Consider the following 20,258-nt stretch of genomic DNA (forward strand, 5'->3'; position numbering starts at 1 on the left):
CGGCCCTCTCCCACAGGGAGAGGGAGAAACAAACTTTGAGAGATTTCTTCTTTCACTGACCTGTGCAAGATAAGAAAATCTGGCCTTTGCGCCTGAATGTTGCGGAGAAAAAGCATGGCGGGGAATGACCGCGAGCCAATAGGACGTAAGGGAAAGCCGACGCGTCCGGCGAAAGAAAAGGTAAGCCGTCGTCGCCTCAGAGATGAGGAGTATGACGATGACTATGAAGACGATTATGAGGATGAAGAACCGATGCCGCGTAAAGGGAAAGGCAAAGGGCGTAAGCCTCGTGGTAAGCGCGGCTGGTTCTGGCTGCTGCTGAAGCTGTTCATTGTTTTTGTTGTCCTGATCGCGATTTACGGCGTTTATCTGGATCAGAAGATCCGCAGCCGTATTGACGGGAAAGTCTGGCAATTGCCTGCGGCAGTATACGGCCGCATGGTGAACCTTGAGCCGGACATGTCCATCAGCAAGAACGAGATGGTGAAGCTGCTGCAAGCCACGCAGTATCGTCAGGTCACGAAAATGACCCGTCCAGGCGAATTTACCGTCCAGGCGAAAAGTATTGAGATGATCCGCCGTCCGTTCGACTTCCCGGACAGTAAAGAAGGGCAGGTGCGCGCGCGTCTGACCTTTGACGGCGATCGTCTGGAAACCATTGAGAACATGGATAACGATCGCCAGTTCGGTTTCTTCCGTCTCGATCCGCGTCTCATCACCATGCTGTCGTCCGCAAACGGCGAACAGCGGCTGTTCGTGGCGCGTAACGGCTTCCCGGATTTGCTGGTGGATACCCTGCTGGCAACCGAAGATCGCCACTTCTACGAGCACGACGGTATTAGCCTTTACTCCATTGGTCGTGCGGTACTGGCGAACCTGACCGCCGGGCGTACGGTGCAGGGGGCGAGTACCCTGACCCAGCAGCTGGTGAAAAACCTGTTCCTCTCCAGCGAGCGCTCTTACTGGCGTAAAGCCAACGAAGCGTACATGGCCGTGCTGATGGATGCCCGCTACAGCAAGGATCGTATTCTTGAGCTGTACATGAACGAGGTGTACCTCGGTCAGAGCGGCGATAACGAGATCCGCGGCTTCCCGCTGGCGAGCCTGTACTACTTTGGCCGTCCGGTAGAAGAGCTGAGCCTTGACCAGCAGGCGCTGCTGGTGGGCATGGTGAAAGGCGCGTCGATCTACAACCCGTGGCGTAACCCGAAACTGGCGCTGGAGCGTCGTAACCTGGTGCTGCGTCTGCTGCAACAACAGCAGGTGATTGACCAGGAGCTGTACGACATGCTGAGCGCACGTCCGCTGGGCGTTCAGCCGCGCGGTGGGGTGATCTCTCCGCAGCCTGCCTTTATGCAGATGGTGCGTCAGGAGTTGCAGTCGAAGCTCGGAGATAAAGTGAAAGATCTCTCAGGCGTGAAGATCTTTACCACCTTTGATTCCGTGGCGCAGGATGCGGCAGAAAAAGCGGCGGTAGAAGGTATTCCGGCGCTGAAAAAGCAGCGTAAGCTGAGCGATCTGGAAACCGCGATGGTAGTGGTTGACCGTAACACCGGCGAAGTTCGTGCCATGGTGGGCGGTGCTGAGCCGCAGTATGCGGGCTATAACCGCGCAATGCAGGCGCGTCGTTCGATTGGTTCTCTGGCAAAACCGGCAACCTACCTGACCGCGCTGAGCCAGCCGAACCTCTATCGACTGAACACCTGGATTGCCGATGCGCCAATCTCCCTGCGCCAGCCTAACGGCCAGGTATGGTCACCGCAGAACGATGACAGACAGTTCAGCGGTCAGGTGATGCTGGTGGATGCGTTAACCCGCTCGATGAACGTGCCAACGGTTAACCTCGGGATGGCGCTGGGCCTGCCAGCCATCACCGACACCTGGCAGAAGCTGGGCGTACCGAAAGATCAGCTGCACCCTGTGCCAGCGATGATCCTGGGGGCGCTTAACCTGACGCCAATCGAAGTGGCGCAGGCGTTCCAGACCATCGCCAGCGGCGGTAACCGAGCGCCGCTCTCCGCCCTGCGTTCGGTGATTGCCGAAGATGGCTCCGTGCTGTATCAGAGCTTCCCGCAGGCGGAGCGCGCTGTTCCGGCGCAGGCGGCCTATATGACGCTGTGGACCATGCAGCAGGTGGTTCAGCGCGGTACCGGTCGTCAGCTGGGGGCGAAGTATCCTGGTCTGCATCTGGCGGGTAAAACCGGGACCACCAACAACAATGTCGATACCTGGTTCGCCGGTATTGATGGTCGTGAAGTGGTCATCACCTGGGTGGGGCGCGATAACAACCAGCCGACCAAACTGTATGGCGCGAGCGGTGCGATGTCGATTTACCAGCGCTACCTCGCGAATCAGTCTCCGGTGCCGCTGAACCTCGTTGCTCCGGAAGATATCGTCGATATGGGCGTGGACAGCTCGGGTAACTTCATTTGCGGCGGTGGCGTGCGTACGCTGCCGGTCTGGACGACCAACCCGGATGCGCTGTGCCAGCAAAGCCAGCCAGAAGAACCGACAGGTAACCCGTTCGATCAGTCTTCTCAACCTCAGCAGCCGCAGCAGCAACAGCCGCAGCAGCAGGAAGAGAAGAAAGACAGCGACGGCGTCGCCGGCTGGATCAAGGATATGTTCGGCGGGAACTAACCCTACTGATACCCCCTTCTCAGGAAGGGGGTATTTTTTCACCTCAGTAACTCATTTCCTTAACCCTGTTTACAATCCTTATTAACGACCCATTTTCCGTTGATTATTTCTTAAACCCTCAATTCTTGTAGGGCCGCATATCGCTTGCTATGCCGTCAGCGTTTCGCATATTATTCTGCGGTCATAATAATAATTCTCGTTTACGTTATCATTCACCTTTTCCATCAGAGATCCATCATGGCGCTTTCCAATACTGCTCAGCCAATTAACACGTCGCTGCGTAAACTCGCAGTCGTCGTAGCCACAGCGGTTGCCGGCATGCCTGCTTACGCACAGGCCGCTGAAACCCCCAAGAAAGAAGAAACCATCACCGTGACTGCCGCACCGGCTGCACAGGAAAGTGCCTGGGGTCCTGCACCGACGATTGCAGCAAAGCGCACTGCAACGGCGACGAAAACCGATACACCGATCGAGAAAACCCCGCAGTCTATTTCCGTGGTTACACGTGAAGAGATGGACATGAAACAGCCGGGAACGGTTAAACAGGCGCTGGCCTATACCCCAAGCGTTTTCGCAACGCGCGGCGCATCAACAACTTACGATGTGGTTTCGATTCGTGGTTTCACGACCTCCAGCACCGTGAATACTAACCAGTATCTGGATGGTATGAAGTTGCAGGGAGACAACTACTCTGAAGCGTCCATGGACCCGTACTTCCTTGAGCGCGTAGAGCTGCTGCGTGGCCCGACGTCTGTACTGTATGGCAAAAGCCATCCGGGCGGCGTAGTGAGTATGGTCAGCAAGCGTCCAACCACGGAACCGTTGAAAGAAATTCAGTTCAAAATGGGGACGGATAACCTCTGGCAGACCGGGTTTGATTTCAGCGACGCGATTGACGATGACGGCGTGTGGTCCTACCGTCTGACCGGTCTGGGGCGCAGTGAAAATGCGCAGCAGGAAATGGTGAAGTCTACTCGTTACGCGATTGCGCCGTCTTTCAGCTGGCGTCCTGATGATAAAACCGATTTCACTTTCCTGAGCAACTTCCAGAGCGATCCGGATGCGGGTTACTACGGCTGGCTGCCGCGTGAAGGTACCGTTGTGCCTTACTATGATGCTAACGGAAAAGCGCACAAACTGCCGACCGACTTCAACGAAGGCGATGAAGACAATAAAATCTCCCGTCGTCAGAAAATGGTGGGTTACAGCTTCGCGCATGAATTCAACGACACCTTCACCGTGCGTCAGAACCTGCGTTATACCAAAATCAACACGCTTTACCGTTCAGTTTACGGTAACGGCTATATCGCCCCGGCCCAGATCAGCCGCGCGTACGTGCGCTCAGATGAAGACCTCAACTCGTTCACGGTTGATACACAGCTCCAGTCGAAATTCGCGACCGGCGCCGTTGACCATACCCTGCTGACGGGTGTGGATTACCTTCGTATGCGCAATGACATTGATGCTGACTACGGTACCGCCGATCCGATCAGCATGAACAATCCGCAGCACGGCAATGCGAACGTTAATGTGAACTTCCCGTATGCCATGCTCAATCGCCAGGAGCAGACCGGGCTCTATGCGCAGGATCAGGCGGAATGGGATAAGTGGGTACTCACCCTGGGTGGCCGCTATGACTTTGCGAAAACGTCTGCCTTTAACCGTAATAACGGAACCACCGCGGAAATTAACGATCAGGCATTTACCTGGCGCGGGGGGATTAACTACCTGTTCGACAACGGGATTACACCATACTTCAGCTACAGTGAATCTTTCGAACCGCTCTCTGGCACTACTCAGGGTGGTAAACCGTTCGATCCGGCACGCGGCAAGCAATATGAAGCGGGCGTGAAGTATGTTCCAAAAGATCTGCCTGTTGTGGTGACGGCAGCGGTATACCAGCTGACCAAGAACAATAACCTGACCGCCGATCCGGCGAACCCGACCAGCGGCTTTAGCGTGCAGGGCGGTGAAATTCGCTCCCGTGGCTTTGAGCTGGAAGCGAAAGCGGCGGTGTCGGCTAACGTGAACGTGACGGCGGCCTACAGCTACACCGATGCGGAATACACCCACGATACCTGGTATGAAGGTCGTCGTCCGGCAGAAGTACCGCGCAACATGGCATCCCTCTGGGCGGATTACACCTTCCACGAGACGGCGCTGAGTGGCCTGACCGTCGGTGCAGGCGCGCGTTACATCGGTAACACGGTGACGTACTACTCCTCAGCGTCGCCTAAAGCCTATGAGTCCTTTAACGTCGCGGGTTATGCCCTGGCGGATGCGACCGTGAAATACGATCTGGCGCGCTTCGGTCTGCCGGGCTCTTCCGTCGGCGTCAACGTGAACAACATCTTTGACCGTGAATACGTCTCCAGCTGCTACAGCGAGTATGCATGCTACTGGGGAGCAGGACGCCAGGTTGTTGCCACGGCGACCTTCCGCTTCTAACCTCTTTATGGGCACGGTTCGCCGTGCCCTTTTTATTTAAGTTGGCTGACATGCAGGATAACAAAACGCAATCCGACTCCACCTTCACGCTCAATAATCTCTCCTTTCGCGTACCCGGGCGCACCTTGCTGCATCCGCTCTCTTTGACGTTTCCCGCAGGTAAAGTGACCGGTTTAATCGGGCACAATGGTTCCGGTAAATCGACGCTGCTGAAGATGCTGGGCCGTCATCAGCCACCGTCCGAGGGCGACATTTTGCTGGATGACCAGCCGCTGGCGAGCTGGAGCAGTAAGGCCTTTGCCCGCAAGGTGGCCTATCTGCCGCAGCAGTTGCCGCAGGCGGAGGGGATGACGGTGCGCGAACTGGTGGCGATTGGACGTTATCCGTGGCACGGTGCGCTCGGGCGTTTTGGCGTTGCTGACAGAGAGAAAGTGGAAGAGGCGATTGCGCTGGTCGGGTTAAAACCGCTGGCGCACCGTCTGGTGGATAGCCTGTCCGGTGGCGAACGTCAGCGCGCGTGGATCGCGATGCTGGTGGCCCAGGACAGCCGCTGCCTGCTGCTCGACGAACCTACCTCCGCGCTGGATATTGCCCACCAGGTGGACGTGCTGGCGCTGGTGCACCGTTTAAGCCAGCAGCGCGGCCTGACGGTGATTGCCGTTCTGCATGATATCAACATGGCGGCACGCTATTGCGACTATCTGGTAGCGCTGCGCGGCGGTGAAATGATCGCTCAGGGTACGCCTGCCGAACTGATGCGTAGCGAAACGCTGGAACATATCTACGGTATTCCTATGGGCATCCTGCCTCACCCGGCCGGGGCTGCACCCGTGAGCTTTGTCTACTGATGCTGGATTCAACATTCATTAGCCGCCGTCGCCTGCTGACGGCCATGGCGCTCTCACCGCTGCTGTTAAAGATGGGCCCGGCCCGCGCTGCCGCTATCGATCCGCACCGCATCGTGGCGCTGGAGTGGTTGCCCGTTGAACTGATGATGGCGCTGGGCGTGACGCCTTACGGTGTGGCCGATATTCCCAACTACACCCTGTGGGTGAATGAGCCAAAACTGCCGGACTCCGTCATCGACATCGGTCTGCGTACGGAGCCGAACCTTGAGCTTCTCACCCAGATGAAACCGTCTTATTTATTCTGGTCTGCGGGGTATGGTCCGTCGGAAGAGACCATGGCGAAGATTGCGCCCGGACGGGGCTTTTCCTTTAGCGACGGTAAAAAGCCGCTGACCATGGCAAAAAATTCCATCCACGAGATGGCGCAGTTCCTCAACCGTGAGGCTCAGGCGAAAAAACACCTCGATGAATTTGATGCGCTGATTGATTCCTTTAAGCCGCGCTTTGCCCGCCGTGGCGATCGGCCTTTGCTGATGGTGACCCTGCTGGATGCCCGCCATACGCTGGTCTTTGGAAATAACTGTCTGTTCCAGGAAGTGCTCGACAGCTTTGGCATTCGCAATGCCTGGGAAGGCGAGATGACGTTCTGGGGCAGTACCGCCGTGGGGATTGACCGTCTGGCGGCGTTTCGTGATGTGGACGTGCTGTGCTTCGATCACGGGAACGAGCGCGAAATGCAAACCCTGATGGCGACCCCGCTCTGGCAGGCAATGCCGTTCGTCCGCGAGCAGCGCTTCCTGCGCGCGCCAGCGGTATGGTTCTACGGCGCGACGCTGTCGGCAATGCATTTTGCCCGCGTGCTGGACAATGCACTGGGAGGCAAGGCATGAGCACGCGTATGGCCCGTTTCCCGATGTTACTGTTAGCAATCATTTTTCTGGCTGCCCTGGCGTTAACCGGCTTTAACCTGACAACGGCGTTGCCGCGCGATCAGTGGGCAGCCGCGTTTGCCGCACCGGATATCGATAATATTCAGCAAATGCTGTTCCACTACAGCCTGCTGCCGCGTCTGGCTATCTCCCTGCTGGTCGGGGCGGGACTGGGACTGGTGGGCGTACTGTTTCAGCAGGTGCTACGTAACCCGCTGGCGGAGCCCACCACGCTGGGCGTGGCGACGGGGGCTCAGTTGGGGATCACCATCACCACTCTCTGGACCCTGCCGGGAGCGTTAACCTCGCAGTTTGCCGCGCTGGCAGGCGCATGCGTGGTCGGTGCGCTGGTCTTTGGCGTGGCCTGGGGAAAACGTCTCTCGCCGGTCACGCTGATCCTCGCGGGGCTGGTCGTCAGCCTCTACTGTGGGGCGATCAACCAGCTGCTGGTGCTGTTTCACCACGACCAGTTGCAAAGCATGTTTATGTGGAGTACCGGCACGCTCACCCAGACCGACTGGAGTATCGTTCAGCGCCTGTGGCCGCAGCTGTTTGGCGGCGTGGTGCTGACACTGCTGCTGCTGCGTCCGCTCACGCTGATGGGCCTGGACGACGGCGTGGCGCGCAATCTCGGGCTGGCGCTGTCGCTGGCGCGTCTGGCGGCCCTGACCCTGGCGATTGTGCTCAGCGCGTTACTGGTTAACGCCGTCGGCATCATCGGCTTTATCGGCCTGTTTGCGCCGCTGCTGGCAAAAATGCTCGGCGCACGCCGTCTGCTGGCGCGCCTGATGCTGGCGCCGCTGATTGGTGCGCTGATCCTCTGGCTTTCCGATCAGCTCATTCTCTGGCTGGCGCGCGTCTGGATGGAAGTTTCCACGGGCTCGGTGACGGCCCTGATCGGCGCGCCGCTGCTGCTGTGGCTCTTGCCGCGCCTGCGCAGCATTAGCGCCCCGGCAATGGATGCCGGCGATAAAGTACATGCTGAGCGTCAGTCGGTGGTGTGGTTCAGCCTTGCCGGACTGGCAGTGCTGGTTATCGCCTCGTTTGCCGCACTCTCGCTGGGACGCGACGCCACGGGCTGGCACTGGGCGACGGGGGATTTGCTGCATGAACTCATGCAGTGGCGCTGGCCGCGGATCTTCTCCGCGCTGATTGCGGGCGTCATGCTGGCGGTGGCGGGCTGTATTATCCAGCGTCTGACCGGTAACCCGATGGCAAGCCCGGAAGTCCTGGGCATCAGTTCCGGCGCCGCGTTTGGCGTGGTGTTGATGCTGTTTCTCGTGCCGGGGAATGCCTTCGGCTGGCTGATGCCTGCCGGGAGTATCGGTGCGGCGGCGACGCTGATGATTATCCTGATCGCCTCCGGGCGCGGCGGTTTCTCGCCTCACCGCATGCTGCTGGCCGGGATGGCGCTCAGCACCGCATTTACTATGCTGCTGATGATGTTGCAGGCGAGCGGCGATCCGCGCATGGCGCAGATCCTGACCTGGATTTCCGGCTCGACGTACAACGCCACCGGCAGCCAGGTGGTACATACCGGGATCGTGATGATCGTACTGCTGGCGATAGTGCCGCTGTGCCGCCGCTGGATGACCATTCTGCCGCTGGGCGGGGACACCGCGCGCGCGGTTGGGCTGGCGCTGACGCCAACGCGTATCGCCCTGCTGCTGCTGGCCGCGTGCCTGACGGCGACGGCCACCATGACCATTGGCCCGCTCAGTTTTGTCGGATTAATGGCGCCGCATATCGCCCGTATGATGGGCTTCCGCAGGACTTTGCCACATATCGTGATCTCTGCGCTGACGGGCGGGGCGATCCTGGTCTTTGCTGACTGGTGCGGAAGGATGGTGCTGTTCCCGTATCAGATCCCGGCGGGCCTGCTGTCGACCTTTATCGGCGCGCCGTACTTTATATATCTGTTGAGAAAGCAGAGTCGGTAATAAAAGTAAACGGCAATCCTTAGATTGCCGTTTTAGTGTTTGCTCCCTCTCCCTTGAGGGAGAGGGCTGGGGTGAGGGCATCAAGCCGCACATTTTACAGCTTCGCAAACACCTTACGCGCTGCGTCGATGGTGTTATTGATATCTTCTTCGCTGTGCGCCACGGACATAAAGCCCGCTTCAAACGCTGACGGGGCCAGATACACGCCTTCTACCAGCATCAGGTGGAAGAAGCGTTTGAAGCGTTCCACGTCGCATTTCACCACGTCCTGATAGCAGGTCACGGTTTTCGCCTCGGTGAAGAAAATCCCGAACATCCCGCCGACGTGGTTTACCACCAGCGGAATACCCGCGTCTTCTGCGGCTTCCAGCAGACCGTTTGCCAGCTGCGTCGTCCGGTCCGTCAGGGTTTGGTGGATGCCCGGCTGCGCCACTTCGGTCAGACAGGCAAAGCCCGCCGCCATCGCAATCGGGTTACCGGAGAGCGTACCCGCCTGGTAAACCGGACCGGTTGGCGCCAGCGCGTCCATTACGTCCTTACGGCCGCCAAACGCGCCGACAGGCATGCCGCCGCCAATGATCTTGCCGAGGCAGGTCAGATCCGGCTCGACGCCGTAGTATGACTGCGCCCCCGCCAGTGCGACGCGGAAACCGGTCATCACTTCGTCGATGATCAGCAGCGCGCCGAACTCATCGCACAGTGCGCGCAGGCCCGGCAGGAAGTCAGGCTGCGGTGGGATACAGTTCATGTTGCCCGCCACCGGTTCGACGATAATGCAGGCGATCTCCTGCGGATACTGCTCGAACGCCGCGCGAACGGTGTCCAGATCGTTATAGGTGCAGGTGAGGGTGTGTTTTGCGAAGTCAGCCGGCACGCCCGGAGAGTTAGGCTGACCGAGCGTCAGCGCGCCGGAACCGGCTTTTACCAGCAGGCAGTCGGCGTGGCCATGGTAACAGCCTTCGAACTTGATAATCTTGTCACGGCCGGTAAAGCCGCGCGCCAGACGGATGGCGCTCATGGTCGCTTCCGTACCGGAGTTCACCATACGCACCATGTCCATCGTTGGCACCAGCTCGGTGACCAGCTCCGCCATTTTAACTTCCATCTCGGTTGGCGCGCCGAAGCTCAGGCCGCGCTGAGCGGCTTCAATCACCGCGTTGCGGATCGCCGGGTGGTTGTGGCCCAGTACCATCGGGCCCCAGGAGCCGACGTAATCGACATAGGCTTTACCATCCACATCATACAGATATGCGCCATCCGCACGTTCGATAAACAGCGGGGTGCCACCCACGCCGGTAAAGGCGCGCACCGGTGAGTTTACGCCGCCTGGGATAAGCTCGCGGGCTGCGCTGTAGAGGTTTTCAGACTTGCTCATGGCGTCGTTCCTGGTTCGTAGAAATAAGTTAAGGCAACTATTCTAAGTGATTCGGAAGAGGTTATAAAATTTTTGCCCCTCAGAAGGCTTAACAATTGTTAAGTATTTTTCAGGGGACGAGGGGATTGTCTCTGGTAAAATCCCTGCGGCCATTTGTATGACGAAACAGAAAAGGTAATGAACGAGAACACTCCGTCTTTTGAACAACAGCAGTTTACGCGCGCGAAGCGCCGGGTCAGCATCCGGCGGCTGCTCAACCGTGACAAAACCCCGTTGGCCATTCTGCTGGCAGCTGCCGTTGTGGGCACGCTGGCCGGTCTCGTGGGCGTCGCGTTTGAAAAAGCCGTCAACGCGGTGCTCAACTGGCGCATAGGCACCGTCGCCAGCTTTGCGGATCGGGAATGGCTGGTCTGGGTGTGGGCCTTTGGCCTTTCGGCCCTGTTTGCCATGGTGGGCTATTTCCTGGTACGTAAATTCGCACCCGAAGCGGGCGGCTCGGGGATCCCGGAAATTGAGGGGGCGCTGGAGGAGCTACGCCCGGTTCGCTGGTGGCGGGTACTTCCTGTGAAATTTATCGGCGGGATGGGAACGCTCGGGGCGGGCATGGTGCTCGGTCGGGAAGGGCCAACGGTACAGCTGGGCGGTAACGTCGGGCGCATGGTCGGCGATCTGTTCCGTATGCGCAGCGCCGAAGCACGGCATACGTTGCTGGCGACGGGGGCGGCGGCGGGGCTGTCTGCGGCGTTTAACGCGCCGCTGGCGGGTATCCTGTTTATCATTGAAGAGATGCGCGCCCAGTTCCGCTACAACCTGATCTCCATTAAAGCGGTGTTTACCGGCGTGATTATGTCGAGCATTGTCTTTCGCGTCTTTAATGGCGAAGGGGCGGTGATTGAAGTTGGCAAGCTGACCAATGCGCCGGTCAATACTTTGTGGCTGTATCTGGTTCTTGGGATGATTTTTGGCGTCGTTGGCCCGCTTTTTAACACCCTGATTTTACGGGCTCAGGATATGTTTCAGCGCATCCATGGCGGAAATACCACGAAATGGGTGCTGGTGGGGGGCCTGCTTGGCGGCGTGTGCGGGATCCTCGGCTTCATCGAACCGAACGCGGCGGGCGGCGGTTTCGGCCTGATTCCCATTGCCGCGGCGGGGAATTTCAGCGTGGGGCTGCTGCTGTTTATGTTTATCTCGCGGGTTATCACGACCGTGCTGTGCTTCTCCTCCGGCGCACCGGGCGGCATATTTGCCCCGATGCTGGCGCTGGGAACGCTGCTGGGCACGGCGTTTGGCATGGCGGCAGCGGTTGGCTTCCCGGCCTATCATCTGGACGCGGGGACGTTTGCGGTGGCGGGAATGGGGGCGCTGCTGGCGGCCTCCCTGCGCGCGCCGCTTACCGGGATCGTACTGGTGCTGGAAATGACCGACAATTACCAGCTCATTTTGCCAATGATCATTACCTGTCTCGGCGCGACACTATTAGCCCAATTCCTGGGTGGAAAACCGCTATACTCCACCATTCTTGCCCGTACCCTGGCGAAACAGGAAGCTGAACAGGCCCTGAAGCAGAATACTTGAATGAATTACCAGGGTATTAGATAATGACAAAAAGAATTGGGTGATTTTTGCCCAATAGCAGTCGCAGTATTCATGGGAGCATAAGATGAGTGATGACGTAGCGTTGCCGCTGGAATTTACCGAAGCAGCAGCGAAAAAAGTGAAAACCCTGATTGCCGACGAGGACAATCCGGATCTGAAACTGCGTGTTTATATTACCGGCGGCGGCTGTAGTGGCTTCCAGTATGGTTTTACCTTTGACGACCAGGTTAACGATGGTGATATGACTATCGAGAAACAGGGCGTCGCGCTGGTGGTTGATCCGATGAGCCTGCAATATCTGGTGGGCGGTTCAGTGGACTACACTGAAGGTCTGGAAGGTTCGCGCTTTGTGGTGACTAACCCGAATGCGACCAGCACCTGCGGGTGTGGTTCTTCGTTCAGTATTTAAGCCTGGACGCAGATTGTAGGCCCGGTAAGCGAAGCGCTACCGGGCTTATAAACGACACCTATCTTGAATTTTCATCCAGCGCAAAGGTCGGCAGCTTCAGGTGCCAGCGTATCGCCGCTAAACGGATCACCAGCGTGACCACCATCCCCAGCATCGCCGCATTCTCCAGCGGGACAGCAAAGGTGTAATACGCCGTGGCGTGAACGATCCCCCCGATGATACAGGCCGTCGCGTAGATTTCCGTTCGCAGGATCATCGGGACTTCTCGCGCCAGTATGTCGCGAATAATCCCTCCGCCCACGCCAGTTAACACCCCCATGCAGATCGCCACCAGCGGGCCAGTCCCGGCAATAAAGGCTTTGTTCACGCCTATTCCCACAAAGACCGCCAGACCGACGGCATCCAGCACCGGTAATATCCATTTTGGCAGTCTGCGAGGCTGACGAACCAGCACGATGGTTAACAGGCAGGTGACCATCGCCACCACCAGATCCGTGGGATCTTTTACCCAAAATACCGGGCCATTTGCCAGCGCCATATCGCGGATCGTTCCGCCTCCCACCGCCGTAACGACGCCGAGCACCAGTACGCCAAAAGGATCCATGCGTAGTTTTCCGGCAAGCAAAACGCCGGAGATAGCAAAAACGGCTGTGCCAAGAATATCCAGCCAATACACGAGCATCGTTAAATCCTCGAAGGGGGTATTTATCTGTTTGAGTGACTCTCTGCCAGTTCGGCGCAGAGTTGTTTTGCGGCGAGGATAATACGCGGGCTGGCGCGTTCAAACCAGTCGCTGTTGAGTGCGATGACCGGAATTTTAAGCTGCCGATGCCAGAATTGTTCTATTTTAGGAATCTCGCTCGCATTTCCGACCACCACAATGGCCTGCGGTTGTCGCGCCAGAACCTGCTCACGACTGACCTGGGGCCAGGGGACCCGACTTTCGGCAAAGATATTTTCACCTCCACAGGTTTCAAGCACCTGGTTCTGGATCGAACCTTTCCCGGTAGTGAACAGCGGCTGGCTGCCAAATTGCAGAAAAACGCGTTGTTTCGGTTGCGTGCCGTATCGGGCTTTTAGCGCGGCATAGTCGTTGAGCATCTGCTGTGCAGCCTGTCCGGCGCGTTGGGGGGTAGGGCTGAAGGGCGCGAGGTCACGGAGGGTTTGCGCCACCTGTTCGATGCTCACCGCGTCCACCCATTTAACCGTTATTCCCAGCGAAGAGAGCTGGTTTACCTGCCGTTCGGCATTACCGCCGCGCCAGGCGAGTACCAGATCGGGCTTTAGCGCAACGATGCGTTCCAGATTCATTCCCTGCCAGGTGGCAACCTGTTCGATTTGGGCGGCCTGCGGTGGATAATCGGAAAAGCTGCTCACCGCAACGGGCGTGATCCCGGCGGCAAAAGCCAGTTCCGTATTGGCAGGGGAGAGTGTGATCACCCGCGGCGCGGCGATGAGCCAGGCCGGAGCGAACAGAAGCAGGGCGACCAGCGCCCTGAATGACACCTTACCCACGCGCCAGTTTCTGCACCAGGGTTTCCACCATCACGGTGGACTGCTTGGCCGCAACGGCCAGGAACTCGTCGAAGCTGATGTGGGACTGCTGGTCCGCTACGTCAGAGATCGCGCGAACGACCACGAACGGCACGCTGAAGTTATGGCACACGTGCGCAATGGCCGTGGCTTCCATCTCAACGGCCACAGCCTGCGGGAAGTTATGACGGATTTTCGCCAGACCAACAGAGCCGTTGATAAAGGCATCGCCGCTGACGATCAGGCCACGCACCGCATTGAGGTTCAGCTCGTTGATGCAGCTTTCAGCGGCGGCAATCAGCTTATCATCCGCTTTAAACCCGGCCGGGCAGCCCGGAAGCTGACCATATTCGTAGCCGAATGCGGTGACGTCTGCATCGTGGTAACGCGCTTCGTCGGAAACCACGATATCGCCCACTTTCAGCGTCGGCGCCAGACCGCCCGCAGAACCTGTATTAATGATAACGTCAGGCTTGCAGCGCTCAAGCAGCAGGGTCGCGCCCAGTGCCGCTGCAACTTTACCGATGCCTGATTTCAGCAGAGCCACGTCAACACCGTTCAGCTGGCCGGTGTAGATCTCACAGCCACCGAGGGAGAGGGTCTGACGGTTCTCAATTTTGTCACGCAGCAGCGTAACTTCTTCTTCCATTGCACCAATAATGCCGATTTTCATAGATTTACTCGCGATGTGCCTTGTTAAGATGCATAGTCTATCATGCGGTTAAGGGGAAACGCATTCTCACGCGGGGGAGCACATGGCACCAATCGATTTTCGCACCAAAATTAACTGGCACCGACGTTTCCGTTCGCCACAGGGCGATAAGAGCGAACATGAGATCCTGCGCATTTTTGAAAGCGATCGCGGACGCATCATCAATTCGCCCGCCATCCGCCGGTTACAGCAAAAAACCCAGGTGTTCCCGCTGGAGCGTAACGCCGCGGTGCGTACGCGGTTAACGCACTCCATGGAAGTGCAGCAGGTGGGACGCTACATTGCGAAAGAGATCCTCAGCCGCCTTAAAGAGCAACGTCTGCTGGAAACCTACGGACTGGATGAACTGACCGGCCCGTTCGAAAGCATCGTTGAGATGGCCTGCCTGATGCACGATATCGGCAATCCTCCCTTTGGTCATTTCGGCGAGGCCGCCATCAATGACTGGTTTAAACAGCGGCTTTTTCCCTCTGATGCCATAAGCCAGCCGCTCAGCGATGACCGCTGTTTGGTACGCGATTTACGCCTGCGTGAAGGTGAAGATAGCCTGAACGATCTGCGCCGTAAGGTGCGCCAGGATCTGTGTCATTTCGAAGGTAACGCGCAGGGGATCCGTTTGGTGCACTCCCTGATGCGGATGAATCTGACCTGGGCCCAGGTGGGCTGTATTCTTAAATACACGCGTCCCGCGTGGTGGACCGGAGAAACGCCCGCCACGCATAGCTACCTGATGAAAAAACCGGGCTATTACTTATCGGAAGAAGCATATATCGCGCGGTTGCGTAAAGAACTGTCTCTGACCCCCAATGGCCGTTTTCCATTGACATGGATTATGGAAGCGGCTGATGACATTTCTTATTGCGTGGCCGATCTGGAAGACGCGGTGGAAAAAAGAATATTCAGCGTCGAGGAGCTGTATCAGCATCTTCATGATGCCTGGGGAGAGCATGAAAAAGGTTCTCTGTTTGCGCAGGTCGTCGAGAATGCCTGGGATAAATCGCGTTCAAATTCGCTGAGCCGCAGTACCGAAGATCAGTTCTTTATGTATTTGCGAGTAAACACGCTGAATAAACTGGTGCCGTATGCAGCCGCCCGTTTCATTGATAATTTGCCGATGATATTTAGCGGGGAATTTAATCACGCCCTGCTGGAAGATGAGAGCAGTTTTAGCCAGCTTCTTGAATTATATAAAAACGTGGCTGTTCGCCATGTTTTCAGCCACCCGGATGTCGAGCAGCTGGAGCTGCAAGGATACCGGGTTATCAGCGGGTTGCTGGAGATTTATGGCCCGCTGCTCCAGCTGACGGTCGATGAGTTTAGCGAGCTGGTCGAAAATGAACGTGTTCGCCGCCTGCCGATTGAATCTCGTCTCTATCAGAAGCTTTCAACGCGCCACCGGCTGGCATACATTGAAGCCGTCAGTAAAATAGAACGTCATTCTTCCCAATGGCCAGTCATGGAATATTATTATCGCTGTCGTCTTATCCAGGACTATATCAGCGGGATGACAGATTTGTATGCCTGGGATGAATACCGCAAGCTTATGGCCGTTGAATAAGCCATGAGTTTTGTAAAGACGACCAATAAATTTTTACTTTTTCCATAAACTTAATCCCGGAACTAAGCGGTATAAAACGAATCTGAGTTACACAGCAATTTTGCGTTATCTGGTAAATCGAGATTGAGAAACATGAAAAAAACCACATTAGCAATGAGTGCACTGGCTCTGAGTTTAGGTTTAGCGCTGTCCCCTCTGGCGACGGCGGCCGAGACAGCTTCCTCGGCAGCGACTGCGCAGCAGATGCCAAGCCTGGCCCCGATGCTCGAAAAAGTGATGCCATCGGTGGTGAGTATTAACGTTGAGGGCAGCACAACCGTCAATACGCCGCGTATGCCGCGTAATTTCCAGCAGTTCTTCGGCGACAATTCGCCATTCTGCCAGGACGGTTCGCCATTCCAGAGCTCCCCGTTCTGTCAGGGCGGCGGTGCAGGGGATGACGGCATGGGCGGCGGCCAGCAGCAGAAATTCATGGCACTCGGCTCGGGCGTGATTATTGATGCAGCCAAAGGCTACGTGGTGACCAATAACCACGTGGTGGATAATGCTAACACCATTAAGGTGCAGATGAGCGATGGCCGTAAATTCGATGCCAAAGTGGTCGGTAAAGACCCGCGCTCCGATATCGCGCTGATTCAAATCCAGGATCCGAAGAACCTGACGGCGATTAAGCTTGCCGACTCTGACGCGCTGCGCGTGGGTGACTACACCGTCGCCATCGGTAACCCGTTTGGTCTGGGCGAAACCGTGACCTCGGGTATCGTCTCGGCGCTGGGACGTAGCGGCCTGAATGCGGAAAACTATGAAAACTTCATCCAGACGGATGCGGCCATTAACCGTGGTAATTCCGGCGGTGCGCTGGTTAACCTGAATGGTGAACTGATCGGTATCAACACCGCTATCCTGGCACCGGACGGTGGCAACATCGGTATCGGCTTTGCTATCCCGAGCAACATGGTGAAAAACCTGACTGCGCAGATGGTGCAATATGGACAGGTGAAACGCGGTGAGCTGGGTATCATGGGCACCGAGCTGAACTCCGAGCTGGCGAAAGCGATGAAAGTAGACGCTCAGCGCGGCGCATTCGTAAGCCAGGTCATGCCGAACTCCTCGGCGGCGAAAGCCGGCATTAAAGCGGGTGACGTGATCACCTCTCTGAACGGTAAACCGATCAGCAGCTTTGCCGCCCTGCGTGCGGAAGTGGGTTCTATGCCAATCGGCAGTAAAGTGACCCTCGGCCTGCTGCGTGAAGGTAAGCCGGTTAACGTGAGCCTGGAACTGCAACAGAGCAGTCAGAATCAGGTGGACTCCAGCACCATCTTCAGCGGTATTGAAGGTGCTGAGATGAGCAACAAAGGGGCAGATAAAGGCGTGGTGGTGAACAACGTGAAAGCGAACTCACCTGCTGCCCGTATCGGCCTGAAAAAAGGTGATGTGATCATGGGCGCTAACCAGCAGCCGGTGAAAAACATCGCTGAACTGCGCAAAATTCTCGACAGCAAGCCGTCCGTGCTGGCACTGAATATTCAGCGTGGTGATACTTCTATTTATCTCCTGATGCAGTAATCATCTTAAGCCCCTGTTCGCAGGGGCTTTCTCGTTTCTGTGACCTTTCCCACAACTCCATACATCTCTCTCTGCCTTTGGGCATCTGCACAATGCAGCCTTAGCTGAACTTCCCTATGCTTGAGCTCTGCTCACGGGAGGGTTTTATGGCTGGCTGGCATCTTGATACCAAAATGGCGCAGGATATCGTGGCGCGAACCATGCGCATCATTGATACCAATATCAACGTAATGGATGCCCGTGGGCGCATTATCGGCAGCGGCGATCGTGAGCGTATTGGGGAATTGCACGAAGGGGCGTTGCTGGTGCTCTCTCAGGGGCGCGTGGTCGACATCGATGACGCCGTGGCGAAACATCTGCACGGGGTTCGTCAGGGGATCAACCTGCCGCTGCGTCTGGAAGGAGAGATTGTTGGCGTTATCGGTCTGACCGGCGATCCTGAATCGCTGCGTAAATACGGTGAGCTGGTCTGCATGACGGCGGAGATGATGCTGGAGCAGTCGCGTCTGATGCACCTGCTCGCCCAGGACAGCCGCCTGCGCGAAGAGCTGGTGATGAATTTGATTCAGGCGGAGGAGCATACGCCTGCCCTGAGCGAGTGGGCGCAGCGTCTGGGTATCGACCTGAATCAGCCGCGCGTGGTTGCCGTTATTGAGGTGGATAGCGGCCAGCTTGGCGTGGACAGCGCTATGGTGGAGCTACAGCAGCTGCAAAACATGCTGGCGACGCCGGAGCGTAACAACCTGGTGGCAATCGTCTCTTTAACGGAAATGGTGGTGCTCAAGCCTGCGCTTAATCAGTTTGGCCGCTGGGACGCGGAAGATCATCGTCGCCGCGTTGAGCTGCTCATCGAGCGCATGAAGGAGAACGGACAGCTCCGTTTTCGCGTCGCGCTGGGAAATTACTTTACCGGGCCGGGGAGTATCGCCCGTTCATGGCGAACGGCGCGCACCACCATGATGGTTGGTAAACAGCGCATGCCGGAGAGCCGCAGTTATTTCTATCAGGATCTGATGCTGCCGGTCCTGCTCGACAGCCTGCGCGGTGGCTGGCAGGCCAACGAGCTGGCGCGCCCGCTGGTGCGTCTGAAAGCGATGGACAACAACGGGCTGCTGCGCCGCACGTTGCAGGCGTGGTTCCGGCATAACGTGCAGCCGCTGGCAACGTCAAAAGCGCTGTTTATTCACCGTAATACGCTGGAGTATCGGCTTAACCGGATCTCGGAACTGACGGGGCTGGATTTAGGGAATTTTGACGACCGGCTACTGCTGTATGTGGCGTTGCAGCTGGATGAGCAGAGATAATGTTGTGTGTGGTTTTCACCCTCTCCCTGTGGGAGAGGGCCGGGGTGAGGGCATCAGACCGCACCGGAATAACTTATTTCCGCGTCAATTTCTCAAGATCCGCTTCAATCTCGCTGATCTTATTGGTGACTACGCTTTCCAGGTGACGCAGGTCGTCAAGGATCTTACGTTTCAGATCGACTTCGCTGCGATCGCGCTGGCAGATTTGATCGAGTTCGTCGATCACGTAGCGCAGGTTAGGGCTGATTTCCTGTACTTCTTTATATCCCTGACCGATACCGTCAGCGACAACGGTCTTACGCTGGCGAGGGTATTTAAACTTCACGCTTTTGGCGAAGAACTCTCCTTTGTCCTTGTGAAAATAGATTTTCAAAATATCGTTATTGGCTTCCTGGCGAAGACTATAACGATCAATTTCATCAGGATTGGTAATGCCCAGACTTTTCAGATTATCGTACATAGCGGTACCCTTGATCTCAACATAACCTATGAATAATTAACGAAAAAATCTATTTTCGCCACCTTCGGATATAAAAAAAGCGGGGTTGCCCCCGCTTTTTGTTATACCCGATTAATCGATGGTGCGCAGCAGTTCATTGATGCCTACTTTACCGCGCGTTTTCGCGTCCACTTTTTTCACGATGACCGCGCAATACAGGCTGTATTTGCCATCTTTAGACGGCAGGTTGCCGGAAACCACAACGGAACCGGCTGGAACGCGGCCGTAGTGAATTTCACCGGTTTCGCGATCGTAAATACGGGTGCTCTGGCCAATGTACACGCCCATGGAGATCACAGAACCTTCTTCGACGATCACGCCTTCAACCACTTCGGAACGTGCGCCGATGAAGCAGTTGTCTTCGATGATGGTTGGGTTAGCCTGAAGTGGCTCAAGAACGCCACCGATGCCCACGCCGCCGGACAGGTGAACGTTTTTACCGATCTGCGCGCAGGAGCCGACGGTAGCCCAGGTGTCCACCATGGTGCCTTCGTCAACGTAGGCGCCGATGTTCACGTAGGATGGCATCAGCACGGTGTTGCGTGCGATGAATGCTCCCTGACGAACGGCTGCCGGTGGTACTACGCGGAAGCCCTCTTTCTGGAAGCGCGCTTCGTCGTAATCCGCAAATTTCATTGGCACTTTATCGAAGTAGCGGCTTTCTGCTCCGTCGATAACCTGGTTATCGTTGATGCGGAAAGAGAGCAGCACAGCTTTCTTCAGCCATTGATGAGTAACCCACTGACCGTCGATTTTTTCTGCCACGCGCAGCGCGCCGGAATCCAGCAGGGAAATAACCTGGTTTACCGCTTCACGGGTCACGGTATCCACATTTGCCGGAGTGATGTCGGCGCGACGCTCAAAAGCGGACTCAATAACGTTCTGTAACTGCTGCATT

Annotated in this window: 16 protein-coding genes; 10 read left to right on the top strand and 6 right to left on the bottom strand. The window is 56.9% G+C overall.

Annotated features, from left to right (window positions below; translation table 11 throughout):
- Positions 1–114: 114 nt before the first annotated feature.
- The 5 genes from mrcB (at position 115) to fhuB (ending at position 8,805) form a co-directional block, all read left to right on the top strand.
- Positions 115–2,640, top strand: a complete 2,526-nt coding sequence (gene mrcB / locus ACOTXL_RS10180) for a bifunctional glycosyl transferase/transpeptidase (RefSeq protein WP_003856245.1) — start codon at positions 115–117, stop codon at positions 2,638–2,640.
- Between the two features lie 237 nt (positions 2,641–2,877).
- On the top strand, positions 2,878–5,088 hold the full coding sequence (gene fhuA / locus ACOTXL_RS10185) for a ferrichrome porin FhuA (RefSeq protein ID WP_032608533.1): 2,211 nt from the start codon (positions 2,878–2,880) through the stop codon (positions 5,086–5,088).
- Positions 5,089–5,138: 50 nt separating this feature from the next.
- Positions 5,139–5,936 carry a Fe3+-hydroxamate ABC transporter ATP-binding protein FhuC gene (gene fhuC / locus ACOTXL_RS10190; RefSeq protein WP_003856242.1) on the top strand — a complete coding sequence of 266 codons (798 nt, stop codon included), beginning with the start codon at positions 5,139–5,141 and terminating at the stop codon, positions 5,934–5,936.
- A complete protein-coding gene (gene fhuD / locus ACOTXL_RS10195) occupies positions 5,936–6,826 on the top strand; it encodes a Fe(3+)-hydroxamate ABC transporter substrate-binding protein FhuD (RefSeq protein WP_045350393.1) in 891 nt (296 codons plus the stop codon). The genes fhuC and fhuD overlap by 1 nt, the downstream gene beginning before the upstream one ends.
- Complete coding sequence (gene fhuB, locus ACOTXL_RS10200; protein WP_045350392.1) at positions 6,823–8,805, top strand: Fe(3+)-hydroxamate ABC transporter permease FhuB; 1,983 nt, start codon at positions 6,823–6,825, stop codon at positions 8,803–8,805. The genes fhuD and fhuB overlap by 4 nt, the downstream gene beginning before the upstream one ends.
- Before the next feature lie 94 nt (positions 8,806–8,899).
- On the opposite strand, the gene hemL is transcribed toward fhuB, so the two are convergent.
- The gene (hemL, locus tag ACOTXL_RS10205; protein WP_032608536.1) at positions 8,900–10,180 is read right to left on the bottom strand and encodes a glutamate-1-semialdehyde 2,1-aminomutase; all 1,281 of its coding nucleotides are present in this window, start codon (positions 10,178–10,180) and stop codon (positions 8,900–8,902) included.
- Positions 10,181–10,357: 177 nt separating this feature from the next.
- Here hemL and clcA point away from each other — a divergent pair, with 177 nt between their 5' ends.
- The gene (clcA, locus tag ACOTXL_RS10210; RefSeq protein ID WP_032608537.1) at positions 10,358–11,758 is read left to right on the top strand and encodes a H(+)/Cl(-) exchange transporter ClcA; all 1,401 of its coding nucleotides are present in this window, start codon (positions 10,358–10,360) and stop codon (positions 11,756–11,758) included.
- An 85-nt stretch (positions 11,759–11,843) separates the two neighbouring features.
- The gene (gene erpA / locus ACOTXL_RS10215; RefSeq protein WP_003856230.1) at positions 11,844–12,188 is read left to right on the top strand and encodes an iron-sulfur cluster insertion protein ErpA; all 345 of its coding nucleotides are present in this window, start codon (positions 11,844–11,846) and stop codon (positions 12,186–12,188) included.
- Positions 12,189–12,246: 58 nt separating this feature from the next.
- Here erpA and ACOTXL_RS10220 read toward each other — a convergent pair whose 3' ends face one another.
- Genes ACOTXL_RS10220 through mtnN form a run of 3 tightly spaced genes read right to left on the bottom strand, consistent with a single transcriptional unit; the run spans position 12,247 to position 14,394 of the window.
- Entirely contained in the window at positions 12,247–12,870 is a 624-nt protein-coding gene (locus ACOTXL_RS10220; RefSeq protein ID WP_003856227.1) for a TRIC cation channel family protein, read from the bottom strand.
- A gap of 23 nt (positions 12,871–12,893) precedes the next feature.
- On the bottom strand, positions 12,894–13,703 hold the full coding sequence (gene btuF, locus ACOTXL_RS10225) for a vitamin B12 ABC transporter substrate-binding protein BtuF (RefSeq protein ID WP_032608538.1): 810 nt from the start codon (positions 13,701–13,703) through the stop codon (positions 12,894–12,896).
- Complete coding sequence (gene mtnN, locus ACOTXL_RS10230; RefSeq protein WP_003856223.1) at positions 13,696–14,394, bottom strand: 5'-methylthioadenosine/S-adenosylhomocysteine nucleosidase; 699 nt, start codon at positions 14,392–14,394, stop codon at positions 13,696–13,698. Before mtnN ends, btuF begins: the two co-directional genes overlap by 8 nt.
- Positions 14,395–14,476: 82 nt before the next feature.
- Between mtnN and dgt the strand changes: the two genes are divergently transcribed.
- The 3 genes from dgt to ACOTXL_RS10245 all read left to right on the top strand — a co-directional run bounded on the left by dgt (position 14,477) and on the right by ACOTXL_RS10245 (position 18,861).
- Complete coding sequence (dgt, locus tag ACOTXL_RS10235; RefSeq protein ID WP_032608540.1) at positions 14,477–15,991, top strand: dGTPase; 1,515 nt, start codon at positions 14,477–14,479, stop codon at positions 15,989–15,991.
- Positions 15,992–16,123: 132 nt separating this feature from the next.
- Complete coding sequence (gene degP / locus ACOTXL_RS10240) at positions 16,124–17,557, top strand: serine endoprotease DegP (protein ID WP_003856219.1); 1,434 nt, start codon at positions 16,124–16,126, stop codon at positions 17,555–17,557.
- Positions 17,558–17,703: 146 nt separating this feature from the next.
- Positions 17,704–18,861 (top strand): CdaR family transcriptional regulator, encoded by a 1,158-nt coding sequence (locus tag ACOTXL_RS10245; protein WP_003856217.1) that lies wholly within the window; start codon positions 17,704–17,706, stop codon positions 18,859–18,861.
- 73 nt (positions 18,862–18,934) lie between these two features.
- Here ACOTXL_RS10245 and ACOTXL_RS10250 read toward each other — a convergent pair whose 3' ends face one another.
- Together ACOTXL_RS10250 and dapD are read right to left on the bottom strand one after the other, a co-directional pair.
- Complete coding sequence (locus tag ACOTXL_RS10250; RefSeq protein WP_003856216.1) at positions 18,935–19,321, bottom strand: DUF3461 family protein; 387 nt, start codon at positions 19,319–19,321, stop codon at positions 18,935–18,937.
- Between the two features lie 111 nt (positions 19,322–19,432).
- A complete protein-coding gene (dapD, locus tag ACOTXL_RS10255) occupies positions 19,433–20,257 on the bottom strand; it encodes a 2,3,4,5-tetrahydropyridine-2,6-dicarboxylate N-succinyltransferase (RefSeq protein ID WP_003856214.1) in 825 nt (274 codons plus the stop codon).
- Position 20,258 lies beyond the last annotated feature (1 nt).

The sequence above is a fragment of the Enterobacter cloacae complex sp. IR5402 genome (assembly GCF_049238125.1).
GTDB classification, from domain to species: Bacteria; Pseudomonadota; Gammaproteobacteria; order Enterobacterales; family Enterobacteriaceae; genus Enterobacter; species Enterobacter hormaechei_C.